Genomic DNA, 2,229 nt, shown 5'->3' with positions numbered 1-2,229 from the left:
GCTTCGAGCAGCTCGCCGGCATAGCCGCGGCGCCGCCGAAATACCTCCGGACGTTGCCCGCGGAGATCGCATCCGACGCGATCAACTACGGGCTGCGCCGTCAACGTCGCGAGCAGCAACAGCTCCTCGTGGACCGCGACGATCCGTGGACTGTTCACGCCGTCACCTCTCCGAGGTACGCGCGGGTCCACCACGACGAGCTGGCCGGCCGAGTGCTGGACCTCATGGCCCAGCATCCGGCCTGGTCCCTGCCGCTCGGTTACAAGGACGGTGTGTTCGGCGCTGAACGGGTTCCGTCCGGCGCCTACCTGGGAGACCGAGACATGTTTCTGTTCCTCGTGGACGGCAACCGCGATCTCGACGACCCGACCGATCCGTCGCACGCTGGTTTGTTCCGCGGATTCATTCTCCGGAACAGCGACGTCGGTGCCGCCGCCCTCACCCTGGATATGTTCCTGTTCCGCGCCGTGTGCGGCAACCACATCATCTGGGGATTTCAGCACGTCGTCGGCTTCCGGCGCCGACACGTGGGAACGTCGATTCAGGACGAGTGGACGACCTCTCTCGAGAGCGTGCGCTCCGCCCTGGATGCAGACGTCGCCAACGATCGGCTCGTGCTCCTGCGGGCGCAGTCCCAGGAACTCGGATCGAGTCGTGAGGCGGTGATCGAGACAGCCGTGCAGCGACTGGATCTGTCGCAGAAGCAGGCTGGAGAGGCGTACACGTTCGCGGAGACGTTCGAGTCGAATCCCCGCTCCGTCTGGGGCTACGTGCAAGGGCTCACGCGTTTGAGTCAGCGCACCCCCTGGCAGGACGGCCGCTTCGCCCTCGATCGCGCCGCCAGCCGCCTCCTGACCACGGTCCACTAGGCCCGGTCATTCGCCGTCAGGGCTCAGCCCGCGGCCCCACCCACGTCGCAGCGGACGCTGGCGCTACGCCACGTCCATCACCCGCCCCTCGCGACAGACCGTCGCGCAAGGTGGCCGCCTTCGCTCCCAGAGCCAGGCGCTCTGCCGGAGGTGTCTGCCATGCGCGACCGCTCTGTCCGCCGACGAGTCACGAAACTACAGCCTCGCACCTGGACGCCTGAGCGCGTCCAGGTCCAACACTGGAGACAACACCACCGCGGCGACGTTCTGCAGGAACTCGCCGATGGTGCCCACAGTCTCGGGTGGACGCGCGGCCTCGTCACCACTCTCCTCGACGAACTCCACGTCACTGACGAATTCGATCGACTCGTCGGCCCCATCTCCCGTGTGCCCGCCAGCCAGTTCCCACGGCTGGTCGCCATCGCCCTGCTCCTGCGCCACAGCTGGTCGCTCTACGACCTGTCTCGCACGGGCAAGCGCGTCGGGCTCGGGGTCGGTTCCCTGGAAGCAGAACTCAACACCTTCGGCTGCGACTGCTCACGACGCCGCCGACGTTCGTCACGGGCGCGGCTCTCAGGGCCGCGTCCGCACTGAAAGGAGCTACCGATGAACGACGTCCATATCGCACCGGCCTTGCCACGCGGCCACCGCGTGCGCGAACTCGTCTACGCCTACCGCTCGCTGCGCGGCAGCGACGGGCGCGTGGTCGATGTGCCCTCCGTGGCCCTGAACACCCCACGGAATGCGGCCTCCGTCCTCGCGCCGCTGATCGCCGATCAGCCCGTCGAGGTCTTCGGCGTCGCCTGCCTCTCCACCCGCTATCGCCTGCTCGCCTGGCATCTGCTCTCGCGCGGCACGCGCGTGAGCACGCCAGTGTCCATGCCGGACGTGTTTCTGCCCGCGTGTCTCACACCGGGCACGACCGGCCTGATGGTCGTTCACAACCATCCGAGCGGCGATCCCACCCCGAGTCCGGACGATGCGCGGCTCACGATGCGTCTCTGCGCCGCGGCCGACGTGCTCGACATCGCGCTGCTCGATCACCTGATCGTCGGCGACGACGGCCGCTACTTCAGCTTCCACGAAGGCGGCCAGCTCACGAAGAGGAGCTACGGAGAGTAACCATGCCCGCCGCTTCGACCTTCGCATTCTGTGGAAGTCCTCAGCCGCGTCAAGGCTTCGCTCGCTCCGCTCGCCGCTGGCGCGGCCTTGACTCGGCCTCGGGACTTCACACGGAGGGCATTTATCGAAGCGTCGGGGGATCTCGAAGAAAGGAGAACCCCATGACTGAACGGTCGCTCACACCCAACATCACGGTGACGATCGGCCACCACACGCGGATCTACTTCGCGTTCGTCAC

3 protein-coding genes are annotated in these 2,229 nt (G+C 67.1%); 2 read left to right on the top strand and 1 reads right to left on the bottom strand.

Annotated features, from left to right (window positions below; genetic code table 11):
• Positions 1 to 869, top strand: an 869-nt coding sequence (locus VFG33_RS19840) for a DUF932 domain-containing protein (RefSeq protein WP_325054401.1), incomplete at its 5' end; no start/stop codon positions are given.
• Positions 870 to 1,064: 195 nt separating this feature from the next.
• Here VFG33_RS19840 and VFG33_RS19835 read toward each other — a convergent pair.
• Positions 1,065 to 1,310: a hypothetical protein gene (locus VFG33_RS19835; RefSeq protein ID WP_325054400.1), complete on the bottom strand. Its 246-nt coding sequence runs from the start codon at positions 1,308 to 1,310 to the stop codon at positions 1,065 to 1,067.
• A gap of 165 nt (positions 1,311 to 1,475) precedes the next feature.
• Here VFG33_RS19835 and VFG33_RS19830 point away from each other — a divergent pair, with 165 nt between their 5' ends.
• Positions 1,476 to 1,991, top strand: a complete 516-nt coding sequence (locus tag VFG33_RS19830; RefSeq protein ID WP_325054399.1) for a JAB domain-containing protein — start codon at positions 1,476 to 1,478, stop codon at positions 1,989 to 1,991.
• The last annotated feature ends 238 nt before the right edge of the window (positions 1,992 to 2,229 follow it).

It is taken from the genome of Kribbella sp. (genome assembly GCF_035687465.1).
GTDB lineage: Bacteria > Actinomycetota > Actinomycetes > Propionibacteriales > Kribbellaceae > Kribbella.
This window is presented reverse-complemented; position numbering and strand designations above follow the sequence as displayed.